The sequence below is a fragment of the Herbaspirillum robiniae genome (genome assembly GCF_002213415.1).
GTDB classification, from domain to species: domain Bacteria; phylum Pseudomonadota; class Gammaproteobacteria; order Burkholderiales; family Burkholderiaceae_D; genus Herbaspirillum; species Herbaspirillum robiniae.
In genome coordinates this window covers 85,939-99,866 of the sequence record NZ_NJGU01000008.1, presented here as the reverse complement: position 1 = coordinate 99,866, position 13,928 = coordinate 85,939, and the positions used below count along the sequence as shown (strand labels likewise).

The following is a 13,928-nucleotide window of genomic DNA, read 5'->3' as shown; positions in this document are numbered from 1 at the left end:
CGACTCTCACCTGCCGGACGATTGGTTCCGGCACTTGTTATTATGAGAAGGGAATTACCGTGAACTTAAATGCAACATTGATTGCGCAGTTCGTGGTCTTCTTCATCCTCGCCGGCTTCACGATGAAATTCGTGTGGCCGCCGTTGATCAAGGCGCTCGACGAACGCGCCAAGAAGATTGCGGACGGTCTGGCAGCTGCCGACCGCGGCAAGGCCGATCTGGCCGCCGCCGAAAAGCGCATCCAGGGCGAACTGGCAACGGCTCGCGATGAAGGCCAGAAGCGTATCGGCGACGCCGAAAAGCGCGCTCAGCTGATCATCGAAGAGGCGAAGAAGACGGCTGCCGACGAGGCTGCCCGCATCGTCGCCGCTGCCCGTGCCGACGCTGAACAGCAAGTGAACAAGGCGCGCGAAGAACTGCGCGGCGAAGTCGCTACGCTGGCAGTCAAGGGCGCGGAACAGATCCTCAAGCGCGAAGTGAACGCCGCTGCGCACGCCGACCTGCTGAACCAACTGAAGACAGAGCTGTAATATGGCCGAACTCGTAACGATCGCTCGCCCTTACGCTGAAGCCCTGTTCCGTGTGGCCAAGGCAGGCAGCCTGGCAGCCTGGTCCGATCTCATCACCGAGATGGCCCAGGTGGCAGCGCATCCCGAGCTCAAAGATCTCGCGCACAATCCTTCCGTTTCGCACGCCAAGCTGGTCGAAGTGTTTACCGCAGCCGTGAAGACCCCGCTCTCCGTCGAGGCGCAGAATTTCGTCAAGACGCTGATCGACAACGGCCGCCTGGTCCTGCTGCCGCAGATCGCCGAACAGTTCCATGAGCTCAAGAACGCCCAGGAAGGTTCGGCAGACGCGTACATCACCAGCGCCTTCGCGCTGAGCGATGCGCAGGTCAAGGATGTGGTCTCCTCGCTGGAGAAGAAGTTCGGCCGCAAGCTGAACCCTTCGGTGACGGTGGACGACAGCCTGATCGGCGGCGTGCGTGTCGTGGTCGGCGACGAAGTGTTCGATACCTCCGTGCGCGCGAAACTGCAGCAGCTGCATGCTGCTCTGGCCGCGTAATTGCCCGAGCCTGGCTAAGCGAAAGAACAATTTTTAGGAGTTAGTATGCAACTCAACGCATCTGAAATCAGCGAGCTGATCAAGAGCCGGATCCAAGGCCTTGGCGATTCCGCTGAGATTCGCAATCAAGGCACGGTCATTTCCGTGTCCGACGGTATCTGCCGTATCCATGGTCTGTCCGACGTGATGCAAGGTGAGATGCTGGAATTCCCGGGTAACACCTTCGGCCTGGCGCTGAACCTGGAGCGCGACTCGGTCGGCGCCGTTATCCTGGGCGAGTACGAACACATTTCCGAAGGTGACACCGTCAAGTGCACCGGCCGTATCCTGGAAGTGCCGATCGGCCCCGAACTGCGCGGCCGTGTGGTCAACGCCCTGGGTCAGCCGATCGACGGCAAGGGCCCGATCAACGCCAAGCTGACCGCTCCGATCGAAAAGATCGCGCCGGGCGTTATCGCCCGTGAATCGGTTTCGCAGCCGATGCAAACCGGCCTGAAGTCGATCGACTCGATGGTCCCCGTTGGCCGCGGCCAGCGTGAGCTGATCATCGGCGACCGCCAGACCGGCAAGACCGCTGTTGCGATCGACGCCATCATCAATCAAAAGGGTCAGAACATGACCTGCATCTACGTCGCGATCGGCCAGAAGGCTTCCTCGGTCAAGAACGTGGTGCGCGCGCTGGAAGAGCACGGCGCGATGGAGTACACCATCGTCGTGGCGGCAACCGCTTCCGAATCGGCAGCGATGCAATACGTCTCGGCTTATTCGGGTTGCACCATGGGCGAATACTTCCGCGATCGCGGTCAAGACGCCCTGATCGTGTATGACGATCTGTCCAAGCAAGCCGTCGCTTACCGTCAGGTCTCGCTGCTGCTGCGCCGTCCGCCGGGCCGCGAAGCTTATCCTGGCGACGTGTTCTACCTGCACAGCCGCCTGCTGGAACGTGCTGCCCGCGTGAACGCCGACTACGTCGAGAAGTTCACCAACGGCGAAGTCACCGGCAAGACCGGTTCGCTGACCGCGCTGCCGATCATCGAAACGCAAGCCGGCGACGTGTCCGCCTTCGTTCCGACCAACGTGATCTCGATCACCGACGGCCAGATCTTCCTGGAAACTTCGCTGTTCAACGCCGGTATCCGTCCTGCGATCAACGCCGGTATCTCGGTGTCGCGCGTCGGTGGCGCTGCCCAGACCAAGGTCATCAAGGGCCTGTCCGGCGGTATCCGTACCGACCTGGCACAGTACCGTGAACTGGCAGCCTTCGCGCAGTTCGCTTCGGACCTGGATGCGGCAACCCGCAAGCAACTGGATCGTGGCGCACGCGTGACCGAACTGCTGAAGCAGTCGCAGTACGCTCCGCAATCGATCTCCATCATGGCCGTGACCCTGTTCGCCGTGAACAAGGGCTACATGGACGACATCGAAGTGAAGAAGATCCTGGCCTTCGAAGCCGGTCTGCACAACTTCGTGAAGACCAGCCACGCCGACCTGTTGAAGAAGATCGAAGACACCAAGCAACTGGATAAGGATGCTGAAGCAGCACTGGCAGCCGCCATCGCTGACTTCAAGAAATCCGGCGCGTACTAATTTTTACTGAAGCTATAAGGAGTCTTACTCATGGCTACAGGTAAAGAGATACGTGGCAAGATCAAGAGCGTAGAAAATACGAAGAAGATCACCAAGGCGATGGAAATGGTCGCGGCATCCAAAATGCGCAAGGCGCAGGATCGGATGCACGCAGCCCGCCCGTACAGCGACAAGATCCGCAACATTGCGGCCAACCTGTCGCAGGCCAATCCGGAATACGTGCACCCCTTCATGGTCAAGCAGGATACGGCCAAGCGTGTTGGTTTCATCATCGTGACGACCGACAAGGGTCTGTGCGGTGGCATGAACACCAACTCGCTGCGGCTGGTGACAGCGAAGATGCGCGAACTGGAGAGCCAGGGGCTGGCGATCGAATCCGTTGCCATTGGCAACAAGGGTCTGGGTTTTCTGAATCGTATCGGCGCACGCGTTGCCGCCAACGTGACGCAATTGGGCGATACGCCTCACCTGGAAAAGCTGATCGGCCCCGTCAAGGTGCTGCTCGACGCTTACCAGGAAGGCAAGCTGGACGCGGTGTACCTGGTGTACACCAAGTTCATCAACACGATGAAGCAGGAAGCCACCCTGCAGCAACTGCTGCCGCTGTCCAGCGACAAGCTGAAAGCTGACGAGGGTGCGCACTCCTGGGACTACATCTACGAGCCCGATGTGCAATCCGTGGTGGACGAACTGCTGGTGCGTTACGTCGAAGCACTGATCTATCAAGCCGTCGCAGAAAACATGGCGTCCGAGCAATCGGCGCGCATGGTGGCGATGAAGGCGGCAAGCGACAACGCTGGTAGCGTGATCGGCGAGCTCAAGCTGGTCTACAACAAGACCCGCCAGGCAGCGATTACCAAAGAGCTGTCGGAAATCGTGGCCGGTGCGGCCGCGGTCGGCTGATCATCTGACGTAACGCAGCGATGCGAAACAGAATTTAAATTTTATCTATTGAAGGAACGAAAATGGCTGATGGCAAAATCGTTCAGTGTATCGGCGCTGTGGTGGACGTGGAGTTTCCGCGCGACGCGATGCCCAAGGTTTACGATGCCTTGAAATTGGAAGGTTCGGAACTGACCCTGGAAGTTCAGCAACAGCTGGGCGACGGCGTGGTTCGTACCATTGCGCTCGGTTCGTCGGACGGTCTGCGCCGCGGCCTGACCATCACGAACACCGGCAAGGCAATCACCGTGCCGGTCGGCAAGGCGACCCTGGGCCGCATCATGGACGTGCTGGGCAACCCGATCGACGAATGTGGCCCGGTCGCTCACGACCAGACCGCTTCGATCCACCGCAAGGCTCCCGCGTACGACGAACTGTCGCCGTCGCAAGAGCTGCTGGAAACCGGCATCAAGGTGATCGACCTGGTGTGCCCGTTTGCCAAGGGCGGTAAGGTCGGCCTGTTCGGCGGCGCCGGCGTGGGCAAGACCGTGAACATGATGGAACTGATCAACAACATCGCCAAGGCGCACAGCGGTCTGTCCGTGTTCGCCGGTGTTGGTGAGCGTACCCGTGAAGGTAACGACTTCTACCACGAAATGGCAGAAGCCAAGGTGGTGGACCTGGAAAACCCGGAAAACTCCAAGGTTGCCATGGTCTACGGCCAGATGAACGAACCGCCGGGCAACCGTCTGCGCGTCGCGCTGACCGGCCTGACCATCGCTGAAGGCTTCCGCGATGAAGGCAAGGACGTTCTGTTCTTCGTCGACAACATCTACCGTTACACCCTGGCCGGTACCGAAGTGTCCGCGCTGCTGGGCCGTATGCCTTCCGCCGTGGGCTACCAGCCGACGCTGGCCGAAGAAATGGGCCGCCTGCAAGAGCGTATCACCTCGACCAAGACCGGTTCGATCACCTCGATCCAGGCCGTGTACGTCCCTGCGGATGACTTGACCGACCCGTCGCCGGCAACCACCTTCGCCCACTTGGACTCGACCGTCGTTCTGTCGCGTGACATCGCTTCGCTGGGTATCTACCCCGCAGTGGATCCGCTGGACTCGACCTCGCGCCAGCTGGACCCGCAAGTGGTCGGCCAGGAGCACTACGAGACCGCACGCGCTGTTCAGGGCACCCTGCAGCGCTACAAGGAACTGCGTGACATCATCGCGATTCTGGGCATGGACGAACTGGCTCCGGAAGACAAGCTGCTGGTGGCGCGTGCTCGTAAGATGCAGCGTTTCCTGTCGCAGCCGTTCCACGTCGCTGAAGTGTTCACCGGTTCGCCGGGCAAGTACGTTTCGCTGAAGGACACGATCAAGGGCTTCAAGATGATCGCCAGCGGCGAACTCGATCACCTGCCGGAACAAGCGTTCTACATGGTCGGCACGATCGAAGAAGCAATCGAAAAAGCCAAGAAGATCAACTAAGCATTCATTGATTTTCGGCGCCGCCTCCGTGCATTGATATGCCGGAGGCGGTCAATCGACTAGGAAACGACATGGCACATACTATTCAAGTGGACGTGGTTTCGGCGGAAGAGGCGATCTTCTCCGGCGAGGCTGAATTCGTCGCGTTGCCGGGTGAAGCGGGCGAGCTGGGTATCTATCCCCGCCACACGCCGCTGATCACGCGCATCAAGCCGGGTGCCGTCCGTATCAAGGTGCCGGGTCAGGCGACTGACGAGTTCGTGTTCGTGGCGGGCGGCCTGCTGGAAGTTCAGCCGGACGCCGTGACCGTGCTGGCCGACACCGCGATCCGCGGTGCCGATCTGGATGAAGCCAAGGCGGCTGAAGCGAAGAAACTGGCGGAAGAAGCGCTGGCCAATCGCGATTCCAAGATCGACTACGCCGCAGCCCAGGCCGAACTGGCCGCGGCCGTGGCACAGCTGGCAGCGATCCAGAAGTTGCGTCAGAAGCGCTGATTCGTCGGCGTGCCTCCGTTTGCGCGGCAGGCAAAGCAACAGATCAAGAAAGGCAGCCTCGGCTGCCTTTTTTCATTGGCGGGCCGTTCGTTGCGGGGTGCTTCCTGTCGGCGATCCCGCTTTCGGATAAAGTGCTCCCATGCGCTGCGCCGTGAGCCGGGTCACCCGCCGTTCTGCGATCCGGCGACATCGTGAAGTCACGCGGGAATACGCCCATGCGGCGAACCAAATCGCCGCGCGCAAATCCTTTAGATAATATCGGTCAACATGCGTCCCCCCGGCGCGCGAGGCCGGAACCCCACAGGAGAACCCGGATGACGCCATCCGCCAGCACTGCCAGCACCGTCAGCAACCAGCAGGTTTCACCCCGCGCCGGCGGCAAGCCGGTGATCGCCGTGGTCGGGCTGTCCAATCGTCCCGAGCGCGCCAGCTACGACGTCGCCGCCTACATGCAGGCGGCCGGCTACCGCATCGTCGCGGTCAATCCCATGTACGCGGGCCAGACCATCCTCGGCGAGCATTGCCACGCCACGCTGCAGGAGGCCAATGCAGCGCTTGCGCAGGAGGGGCTGCGCATCTCCATCGTCGACTGCTTCCGCAAATCGTCCGACATCCCGCCGGTGGTCGACGACGCCATCGCCATCGGCGCCGAATGCGTGTGGATGCAGCTGGAGATATTCCACGACGAAGCCGCGGCCAAAGCGCGCGCGGCCGGCTTGAAGGTGATCATGGACAAGTGCATCAAGATCGAGCACCGTATGGGCAATTTCCTCGGCGTGCTCTGAGCGCCGCGGCAGCCAGCTGCCGGTGAGACATCCACGACAACAACACCACGAGAGACACCATGGCAAAGAAGATCGCCCCGCAATTCATCGTCGGACCGAAGACCCTCGTCAAGGATGAGGGCGCCACGCAAAAGCCGCTGTCGCAGGGCGACAAGGACAAGGACCGCGCCGAGGCTGCGCGCCTGGCCGCGGCCATCGGCGAGCAGCAACAGATGCTCTACGCCGGCCGCAAGCACAAGCTGCTGGTGATCCTGCAGGGGATGGACACCAGCGGCAAGGACGGTACCGTCAACGATGTGTTTGCCGGCGTGAATCCGCAGGGCATCCGCATCGCCAATTTCAAGGCGCCGACCGCCATCGAACTGTCGCACGACTATCTGTGGCGCATTCACCAGCAGGTGCCACAGGCGGGCGAGATCGCGGTGTTCAACCGCAGCCACTACGAGGACGTGCTGATCACCCGCGTCCACGACTGGATCGACGACAAGGAGTGCAAGCGCCGCTACCGCCAGATCAACGATTTCGAACGCATGCTGGCCGAGACCGGCACGGTGATCCTGAAGTTCTTCCTGCACATCTCGAAGGACGAGCAGAAGGCGCGGCTGCAGTCGCGCATCGACGATCCCGACAAGCACTGGAAATTCGACCCGCAGGACCTGGCCGAGCGCAAGTACTGGGACGCCTACCAGCAGGTCTACCAGAACGCGCTGCAGGCGACCAGCACGGCGCATGCGCCCTGGTACGTGGTGCCGGCCGATTCCAAGCCGCATCGCAACCTGGTGGTGGCCAATGTCGTGCTGGAGGCGCTGCAGAAACTGAAGCTGAAGTATCCGGACCCGAAGCCGGAGTTGAAGAAGCTCAAGTTCGATTGATCGCGTTCGGGATTGCTGCGTTGCCGGCGATCGTCAGCGCCGCCCGATGCGATGACGGAAGAAAAAAAAGGCCGGCGCCATTCACTTGGCGCCGGCCTTGGCTTGTGGACGGCGTAATCCGCCCTTCACCCCTGTTCAGCTCATTTCAGCCACTTGTCGAACACCTGCTGATACTCGCCGGTCGATTTCGCCAGGTGCAGCCAGGTATCCACATACTCCTTGAACGCCACATCGCCGCGCGGCAGCAGGTAGGCCTTCTCGGCGAACTGCAGCGGCTGCTCGGGGTTGACCGGGCACAGCTCGGGATGCAGCTTGGCCTGCCACATGGTTTCGCTGGCGTCGGTCACCATCACGTCGGCGCGGCCGTCGACGATCTGCTGGAAGATGGTGACGTTGTCCGGGTGCAGCGTCAGCGTGGCGCGCTTGTAGCGGGCGCGGGCGAAGCGCTCGTTGGTGCCGCCGGGGTTGACGATGGCGCGCGTGCCGGGCTGGTCGATCATGTCGAAGTTGCGGAATTTCTCCTTGTCGGCGCAGCGCACCACGGGCGCCTTGCCGTCCACCATCGTGGCCGCCGAGAAGGAGGCCTTCTTCGCGCGGTCCAGCGTGATCGAGACGCCGCCCATGGCGATATCGCACTGGGCGACGAAGTCGTTCATCAGGTTGGTCCAGGTGGTCTTGACGAACTGCGCTTCCACGCCCAGCGACTTGGCCAGCAATTGGGCCAGTTCGACATCCATGCCCTCGAAGGTCTGGTCCGCACGGTAGTAGGTAAAGGGCTTGTAGTCGCCGGTCATGCACACGCGCAGCTTGCCGGACTTGATGACCTGGTCGAGCCGCGACGGCGGCGCATCCTGCGCCAGCACCGGGCGCAGCGACAGCGAAACGAGGGCGAGGGCGGCCAGCAGCGCGGCGCCGATGAACTTCTTCATGAACTTGTCTCCTGATTGATATTTTGGCAATGCGGCGCGGTTTATCGTTGACCGGTTTTCTGTGGCGCCGTCTGCGTTCTTGAGCAGCCCGACGATCATAGCAAAACCGGCCTTCCTTTCGTAGGACAACGCGCCGTTTCTGAACTCATCCCCGGCGCGGCTTACTAAACCAGACGAGCGCCGGCGCGCCTGCAGCCGTATCCGCAGCCGCAGCCGGACATGCGCAACCGTCAGCCATGCAGGGAGAACAGATGATCAAGCTCAACGATGCGGCGCTGCTGCGCCAGCAAGCCTATCTGGACGGCAAGTGGGTCGACGCCGACAGCGGCGAGACCACTACCGTCAGCAATCCCGCCAACGGCCAGGTCGTGGGCACGGTGCCCAGGATGGGCGCGGCCGAGACCCGGCGCGCCATCGAGGCGGCCAATGTCGCCTGGAAAGGCTGGCGCGCCAAGACCGCCGCCGAGCGCGGCAAGATCCTGCGCAAATGGAGCGAGCTGATGCTGGCCAACGCCGACGATCTGGCCCTGATCATGACCACCGAGCAAGGCAAGCCGCTGGCCGAATCCAAAGGCGAGATCGGCTATGCAGCATCGTTCATCGAGTGGTTCGGCGAAGAGGCCAAGCGCGCCTATGGCGACGTGATTCCTTCGCCGCTGGCGAGCAACCGCATCGTGGTGACCAAGGAGCCGATCGGCGTGTGCGCGGCGATCACACCGTGGAATTTCCCGGCCGCGATGATCACCCGCAAGGCCGGACCGGCGCTGGCCGCCGGCTGTCCGATGGTGCTCAAGCCGGCCGGCGCCACGCCGTTCTCGGCGTTGGCGCTGGCGGTGCTGGCCGAGCGCGCGGGCGTGCCCCAGGGCGTGTTCAGCGTGGTGACCGGATCGTCCTCCGACATCGGCGGCGAGATGACAGCCAACCCGCTGGTGCGCAAGCTGTCGTTTACGGGCTCGACCGAGATCGGGCGCAAGCTGATGGAGCAGTCCGCGCCCACCATCAAGAAGCTGTCGCTGGAGCTGGGCGGCAACGCGCCCTTCATCGTGTTCGACGACGCCGATCTCGACGCGGCCGTGGAGGGCACCATCGCCTCCAAGTACCGCAACACCGGCCAGACCTGCGTGTGCGCCAACCGCATCTACGTGCAGGACGGCGTCTACGACGCCTACGCCGCCAAGCTGGTGGCGGCGGTGCAGAAGCTCAAGGTCGGCGACGGCGTCGAAAGCGGCGTCACGCAAGGGCCGCTGATCAACGAGGACGCGGTGAAGAAGGTCGAGCAACACCTGGCCGACGCCACCGGCAAGGGCGCGCGGGTGCTGTTGGGCGGCAAGCGTCATGCGCTGGGCGGCACCTTCTTCGAGCCCACCGTGCTGGCCGACGTCACGCCGGACATGCGCGTGGCGCGCGAGGAAACCTTCGGCCCGATGGCGCCGCTGTTCCGTTTCAAGACCGATGAAGAAGCCGTCGCGCTGGCCAACGATACCGAGTTCGGCCTGGCCAGCTATTTCTATTCGCGCGACATCGGCCGCATCTGGCGCGTGGCCGAAGGCCTGGAGTCGGGCATGGTCGGCATCAATACCGGCCTGGTGTCCAACGAGGTGGCGCCGTTCGGCGGCGTCAAGCAGTCCGGCCTGGGGCGGGAGGGTTCGCACTACGGCCTGGACGATTACCTCGTCATCAAGTACCTGTGCATGGGCGGCATTTGAGGCGGCTCGCGCAGGCCGTGGCGGAGTCAAAAACGGCCCGCCACGACCTGCGTCAATATCAGCGCAGGGCTATACCGACAATTAGGCCGGAAGCGCTGCGCGTTGGATGAGATAATGGCGGATTGACGCACGATAGCTTCCAGGTCGATCCCATGTCTCAATTTGCCCCGCTGAAAAACGATACTTTCCTGCGCGCGCTGCTGCGCCAGCCCACCGAATACACGCCGCTGTGGCTGATGCGCCAGGCCGGCCGCTACCTGCCCGAATACCGCGCCACGCGCGCCCGCGCCGGCTCCTTCATGGGCCTGGCGACCAATCCGGACTACGCCACCGAAGTCACGCTGCAGCCGCTGGAGCGCTTCCCGCTGGACGCCGCGATCCTGTTTTCCGACATCCTCACCGTGCCCGACGCCATGGGCCTGGGCCTCTACTTCGCCGAAGGCGAGGGCCCCAAGTTCGAGCGCCCCTTGCGTGACGAAGCCGCGGTCATGGCGCTGCAGGCGCCCGACCTGGGCAAGCTGGAGTACGTGTTCAATGCCGTCACCCAGATCCGCCGCGAGCTGGACGGCCGCGTGCCGCTGATCGGCTTCTCGGGCAGTCCGTGGACGCTGGCCTGCTACATGGTCGAAGGCGGCGGCTCGGACGATTTCCGCCTGGTCAAGAGCATGCTCTACGGCCGCCCGGACCTGATGCACCACATCCTGAAGACCAACGCCCAGGCCGTCGCCGCCTACCTGAACGCCCAGATCGACGCCGGCGCCCAGGCCGTGATGATCTTCGACACCTGGGGCGGCGCCCTGGCCGATGGCATCTACCAGCAGTTCTCGCTGGCCTACATGGCCGAGGTGGTGAAGCAACTGAAGCTGGAGAAGGACGGTGTGCGCATTCCCGCCATCGTCTTCACCAAGGGCGGCGGCCTGTGGCTGGAGCAGATCGCCGCCATCGGCGCCGACGCCGTCGGGTTGGACTGGACCGTCAACCTGGGCGAAGCCCGTCGCCGCGTGGGCGACAAGGTGGCGCTGCAGGGCAACCTCGATCCCAACGTGCTGTTCGCAGGCGACGACGCCATCCGGGCGGAAGTGCGCAAGCTGCTGGAGTCCTTCGGCAAGCCCGGCGCCGGCAGCGGCCATGTCTTCAATCTCGGCCACGGCATTTCCCAGTTCACGCCGCCCGAGGCGGTGGCGACCCTGGCGCAGGCGGTGCACGAAATCAGCCGCTCGATGCGCGCCTGAAGGCCCCCGGTTCATGTGCAGCATGGCGCGTGAACCGGCTTGGCGCAGAAAATGATGCTTTTGGCAAGATCGATCGCCACTTATGCACATTTTTGGCCGACGCCATATTGAGAATCACTAATATCGTCATGCGGATTTGTTTGGTCCGGCCGTATTTCTAAGTTGTTGATTTTATTGGTGTATTTTTGTGCCGCGCTTTTGGGCATTTCGCTGTAAACCGCATCGTTGGTGGGTCTCGGGGCTGTCAAGAGGCACTTTTCAACAAAGTTATCCACAAGAACTGTGAATAAGGCCAAAAGCGCTTATGAAACCGCCGTTTACGGCCGCTTTTGAAGTTTTACTTTAAATTTGTAGGACGACCGACGAAGGTGCGGGTAGGAAATTTCCGGTGCGACGCTGTCGGCAAAGGCTTGACAAATGTCCATGACCGGTACCCGCCGGCGGGACTTATGCACATCGAAGGGGCGCGGCGGCAGGCGAAAAAAAATTCGCCAAAAATTTTTCCGGCGCGGGAATAAAAATATAAGTTGTTGATTTTATTGGGTTAATTCTTTTGCTTTGGATTTGGGCATTTCATTGTAAACGGCCCCCAGCTTGAGGCAGGGCCTGTCAATAGCGATTTGTCCCCAAAGTTATCCACAGTATTTGTGGATAGCTCAAAAAATACCAATGAAACCAATAGTTAGCCCGGTTTTTCAGGAATTACATTAAGTTCGTGGAACAACGCATCCTCCAGATCGCCCTCGATACCCCCTTGCATACCGTCTTCGATTATTGTTGGCGGCCGCAGGAAGAGGGCGAGGCGATTCCCGCCATCGGTCATCTGGTCGTGGTGCCTTTCGGCAGGCGCGAGGCGGTCGGCGTGGTGGTCGGCCATGTCCAGGCCAGCGAGCTGGGCGCCGACAAGATCAAGAACGTCATTGCCGTGCGGCGCCAGATGGCGCCGCTGTCGGCGCACTGGCTGGCGCTGTGCGGCTTTGCCGCCGACTATTACCAGCGTCCGCTGGGCGAGGTGATGCTGCCCGGCCTGCCCAAGAACCTGCGCGCGCTGACCACGGTGGCGCTGGACAAGGCGCTCAAGGCCCTGGACAAGACGCCCGCGCCGAAGAAGCGCAAGGCCAAAGCCAGGTCCGCCGGGGCCGAGCCGGTTGATCCGGCCGAGCTGCCGGCCGCAGAACAGCCGCAGGCCTTGCCCGATCCCATGCAGTTCGGCCCCGCGCCGTCGCTGAACGCCGCCCAGCAGGAGGCGGTCGATGCCATCGCCGGCGCCGATGCGTTCGCGCCGCTGCTGCTGTACGGCGTCACCGGCAGCGGCAAGACCGAGGTCTACCTGCAAGCCGCCGCCGCCATCCTGCGGCGCGCGGCCGATGCCGCGCAGGCAGACGGCCGGCCGCCGCAGGACGGCCCGCCGGCGCAGATCCTGGTGCTGGTGCCGGAAATCAACCTGACGCCCCAGCTCGAAGGCAACATCCGCGCGCGCTTCCCGCACCTCAACGTGGTGGCGCTGCACAGCGGCCTGGCCGAGGGCGAGCGCGCCCGCAACTGGCTGGCGGCCCACCTGGGCCAGGCGCATATCGTGCTGGGCACGCGCCTGGCGATCCTGTCGTCGCTACCGCACCTGAAGCTGATCGTCATCGACGAGGAGCACGACCCTTCGTACAAGCAGCAGGAGGGCCTGCGCTACTCGGCGCGCGACCTCGCGGTCTGGCGCGCGCACCAGCTCGGCATCCCGGTGGTGCTGGGCTCGGCCACGCCGTCGCTGGAGACCTGGCAGCATGCCCAGGCCGGCCGCTACCGCCGCCTCGAGCTGCGCCAGCGCGCGGCGCAGCAGGCGGTGCTGCCCAAGGTCAAGGTGATCGACATGGAGCGCGACAAGCCGGTCGACGGCCTGACCTCGACCCTGATCGCCGCCGTGCGCAAGCGCCTGGAGCATGGCGAACAGTCGCTGCTGTTCCTGAACCGGCGCGGCTATGCGCCGGTGCTGGCCTGCGACGCCTGCGGCTGGATCAGCAACTGCATGCGCTGCGACGCCTTCATGGTGGTGCACCGCCCCGAGCGCCGGCTGCGCTGCCACCATTGCAGCCTGGAGCTGCACATCCCCAAATCCTGCCCGACCTGCGGCAACGTCGACCTGCAGCCGCTGGGGCGCGGCACCCAGCGGGTGGAGGAGGGGCTGCACGCGATCTTCCCGGAGGCGCGGGTGCTGCGCATCGACGCCGATTCCACGCGCCTGAAGGGCTCGGCCCAGAGCGCCTTCGACAGTGTGCATCGCGGCGAGGTGGACATCCTGATCGGCACCCAGATGGTGGCCAAGGGGCACGACTTCAAAAAACTGACGCTGGTGGGCGTGATGAACCCCGATACCGCGCTGTTCTCGCACGACTACCGCGCCAGCGAGCGCCTGTTCGCGCAGCTGATGCAGGTGGCCGGCCGCGCCGGGCGGGCCGGGCTGTCGGCCGACGGCAGCTCGGGCGAGGTGCTGATCCAGACGCGCTATCCACACCACCCGCTGTACCAGGCGGTCACGCGCCACGACTACGACGGCTTTGCCGGCGAACTGCTGGACGAGCGCCGCCAGGCGTATTTCCCGCCCTTCATGTACCAGGCGCTGCTGCGCGCCGAGGCGCGCGAGCTGGAGCAGGCGATGGCTTTCCTGAAGGAGGCGGCGAACATCCTCGACGCTCCCGCCATCACCATCAACGAGCCGATACCGATGACCATGATGCGCGTGGCCAATACCGAGCGCGCCCAGCTGCTGGTCGAATGCGCATCGCGCCCGGCGCTGCAGGCTTTCCTGAAGGAATGGCTGGCCCTGCTGCGGCAGATCAGGACGCGCGCGCGCTGGTCGCTGGAAGTCGATCCGGTCGACATCTGAACGCCGGCCCGGCGCGG

12 protein-coding genes are annotated in these 13,928 nt (G+C 63.1%); 11 read left to right on the top strand and 1 reads right to left on the bottom strand.

Going from position 1 to position 13,928, the window contains the following annotated elements; genetic code table 11:
- The first annotated feature begins 59 nt into the window (after nucleotides 1-59).
- From CEJ42_RS15735 to CEJ42_RS15700, 8 genes are all read left to right on the top strand, one after another.
- On the top strand, nucleotides 60-530 hold the full coding sequence (locus CEJ42_RS15735) for a F0F1 ATP synthase subunit B (RefSeq protein WP_079217885.1): 471 nt from the start codon (nucleotides 60-62) through the stop codon (nucleotides 528-530).
- Nucleotide 531: 1 nt separating this feature from the next.
- A complete protein-coding gene (locus tag CEJ42_RS15730) occupies nucleotides 532-1,065 on the top strand; it encodes a F0F1 ATP synthase subunit delta (protein WP_079217886.1) in 534 nt (177 codons plus the stop codon).
- A 45-nt stretch (nucleotides 1,066-1,110) separates the two neighbouring features.
- Nucleotides 1,111-2,652 (top strand): F0F1 ATP synthase subunit alpha, encoded by a 1,542-nt coding sequence (gene atpA / locus CEJ42_RS15725; RefSeq protein ID WP_079217887.1) that lies wholly within the window; start codon nucleotides 1,111-1,113, stop codon nucleotides 2,650-2,652.
- Nucleotides 2,653-2,682: 30 nt separating this feature from the next.
- A complete protein-coding gene (atpG, locus tag CEJ42_RS15720; RefSeq protein ID WP_079217888.1) occupies nucleotides 2,683-3,555 on the top strand; it encodes a F0F1 ATP synthase subunit gamma in 873 nt (290 codons plus the stop codon).
- A gap of 62 nt (nucleotides 3,556-3,617) precedes the next feature.
- Complete coding sequence (atpD, locus tag CEJ42_RS15715) at nucleotides 3,618-5,018, top strand: F0F1 ATP synthase subunit beta (protein ID WP_079217889.1); 1,401 nt, start codon at nucleotides 3,618-3,620, stop codon at nucleotides 5,016-5,018.
- 71 nt (nucleotides 5,019-5,089) lie between these two features.
- Nucleotides 5,090-5,512 carry a F0F1 ATP synthase subunit epsilon gene (locus CEJ42_RS15710; protein WP_079217890.1) on the top strand — a complete coding sequence of 141 codons (423 nt, stop codon included), beginning with the start codon at nucleotides 5,090-5,092 and terminating at the stop codon, nucleotides 5,510-5,512.
- 314 nt (nucleotides 5,513-5,826) lie between these two features.
- The gene (locus tag CEJ42_RS15705; protein WP_088751724.1) at nucleotides 5,827-6,297 is read left to right on the top strand and encodes a CoA-binding protein; all 471 of its coding nucleotides are present in this window, start codon (nucleotides 5,827-5,829) and stop codon (nucleotides 6,295-6,297) included.
- Between the two features lie 59 nt (nucleotides 6,298-6,356).
- Nucleotides 6,357-7,169, top strand: coding sequence for a polyphosphate kinase 2 family protein (locus tag CEJ42_RS15700; protein ID WP_088751723.1), 813 nt, complete (start codon nucleotides 6,357-6,359; stop codon nucleotides 7,167-7,169).
- Between the two features lie 140 nt (nucleotides 7,170-7,309).
- Here CEJ42_RS15700 and CEJ42_RS15695 read toward each other — a convergent pair whose 3' ends face one another.
- Nucleotides 7,310-8,098, bottom strand: coding sequence for a transporter substrate-binding domain-containing protein (locus CEJ42_RS15695; protein ID WP_088751722.1), 789 nt, complete (start codon nucleotides 8,096-8,098; stop codon nucleotides 7,310-7,312).
- A gap of 251 nt (nucleotides 8,099-8,349) precedes the next feature.
- On the opposite strand from CEJ42_RS15695, the gene gabD reads away from it, so the two are divergent.
- From gabD to CEJ42_RS15680, 3 genes are all read left to right on the top strand, one after another.
- Nucleotides 8,350-9,804 carry an NADP-dependent succinate-semialdehyde dehydrogenase gene (gene gabD / locus CEJ42_RS15690; protein ID WP_088751721.1) on the top strand — a complete coding sequence of 485 codons (1,455 nt, stop codon included), beginning with the start codon at nucleotides 8,350-8,352 and terminating at the stop codon, nucleotides 9,802-9,804.
- Between the two features lie 152 nt (nucleotides 9,805-9,956).
- Nucleotides 9,957-11,036 (top strand): uroporphyrinogen decarboxylase, encoded by a 1,080-nt coding sequence (hemE, locus tag CEJ42_RS15685; RefSeq protein WP_088751868.1) that lies wholly within the window; start codon nucleotides 9,957-9,959, stop codon nucleotides 11,034-11,036.
- 715 nt (nucleotides 11,037-11,751) lie between these two features.
- Entirely contained in the window at nucleotides 11,752-13,911 is a 2,160-nt protein-coding gene (locus CEJ42_RS15680) for a primosomal protein N' (protein WP_088751720.1), read from the top strand.
- Nucleotides 13,912-13,928 lie beyond the last annotated feature (17 nt).